The sequence below is a fragment of the Dietzia sp. genome (assembly GCF_036741115.1).
Taxonomy (GTDB): domain Bacteria; phylum Actinomycetota; class Actinomycetes; order Mycobacteriales; family Mycobacteriaceae; genus Dietzia.
This window is the reverse complement of sequence record NZ_DAINST010000160.1, coordinates 1-1,643: the sequence shown is the minus strand read 5'-3', so window position 1 is coordinate 1,643 and position 1,643 is coordinate 1. Positions and strand designations below refer to the sequence as shown.

2 protein-coding genes are annotated in these 1,643 nt (G+C 68.8%); one reads left to right on the top strand and one right to left on the bottom strand.

The features are described 5' to 3' along the window. The coding region (locus tag V7E05_RS14215) for a HAMP domain-containing protein (RefSeq protein WP_333620277.1) at positions 1-877 on the bottom strand (877 nt) is incomplete at its 3' end. A 96-nt stretch (positions 878-973) separates the two neighbouring features. Here V7E05_RS14215 and V7E05_RS14210 point away from each other — a divergent pair. Continuing rightward, the coding region (locus V7E05_RS14210; RefSeq protein WP_333620276.1) for an AAA family ATPase at positions 974-1,643 on the top strand (670 nt) is incomplete at its 3' end.

The window sequence follows — 1,643 nt, the reverse complement described above, 5'->3', positions numbered from 1 at the left end:
CGGCGAGCTCGGCGACCATCTCGTTGAAGCCGACCTGCAGCGCGCCGAGCTCGGTCGAATCGTAGACCGCGGTGCGCGCCGCGAGATCGCCGTGCTGGACTCGCCTGACCGTCGATTTGAGGTCGCGGACCGGATCGGCGACGGAGGTGGTGACAAGCTGCATGCCGAAGATGCCGGCAAGCAGGACGGCGAGCGCGAGCATAGTGACCGCGCGGATGACGATGTTCGGGTCCCTGCCCAGCAGGCCGATATGGTGCGCGATGATAACGAGGACGATGCCGCCGGCGGGGACGGCAGAGGTGAGCACCCAACTGAGCAGGATGCGGCGGCGCACGCCGGGGAGGTGGATATCGTCCGGGACGCCATCCGCGAGCGCGCGGCGCATGACAGGGCGCAGGAGCCGCTCGGCCTGCAGGTAGGAAATGATGCACGTGGCCGCGCCGCCCATGAGCGCCGTGACGCCGACGATGAGCCCCATCCGCTGCGAGGTGTGCAGGTTGACCAGCACGAACACCGTGGTGCCGAGGATCCAGATTGCTCCCTGCAAAAGCGCCTGGTAGACGGGCATGCGGAGGGCGCGGCGGCGGGTGAACTCGTCGAACTTCTCGCCCGTGCGCATCGTGCGCAGCACGGGGAAGATGAGCCACGTGGCGACGATCGCGCCGCCGCCGAGACCGACGACCAGCGCCGCGATAAAGAGGTACTGGTTGAGCAGCTGCAGCGGGCCGATATCGAGGAATGTCTCGAGCGGGAGGCCGAAGCGGAGGAACGCGAAAACGAACACCGCGCCGATGAGGTGCGACTGGACAATGGTGAGCGCGTACACGGGCCATGGCGTGGACCACAACCATTTCGCGAACCGCAACCATTTCTTCACCTGTGCGATTCTACGTGGGAGGTCGGTCTTTTCCGATGACGTAAGGAGAAGAGCGGTAACCCGGACAGTCGGAGGCGGCGTCTATCCTTGTGAGCCATGGACAGCGCAGCGTCGGCGGGGGCCGAGGGAAGGGCGGAGCCCGGTCCCGTTTTCGATTCTCTCGCGGGGCAGCCGGAGGTCCGGGCGGCGCTGGCACGCGCGGCGTGGGTCGCGCGAAGCTGGATGTCCGGGGACGGAGGGCAGGATTCCGCGGCGGTCCGCGCCCACGCCGAGGCGGCCGTCGGAGCGATGACCCACGCATGGCTCTTCACCGGTCCTCCCGGCTCCGGACGCACGGTGGCCGCTCGCGCCTTCGCCGCCGCCCTCCAGTGCAGCGATCCGGCGATCGTGGGCTGTGGGCAGTGCCGGGGGTGCGTCACCGTGCTCGCAGGGACGCATCCCGATGTGCACGTCGCTCGCACCGAGCGGCTCTCGCTGCAGCTCGCGGACGTCCGCTCGGTGATCGAGCGGGGCAACTCCCGCCCGGTGAGCGGTAATTTCTCCGTCGTCATCGTCGAGGACGCCGACCGGCTCACCGAGCAAGCGGGAAACGCGCTGCTCAAGGTCATCGAGGAGCCGAGCGGCCGCGCGATCTTCATGCTCTGCGCGCCGACGGACGATCCGGCGGACGTCATGGTCACGCTCCGCTCCCGTTCCCGGCACGTCTACCTTCGCACCCCGGGCGCAGAAGCGGTCGAGGCGGTGCTCCGCGCGGACCCGGACGTGC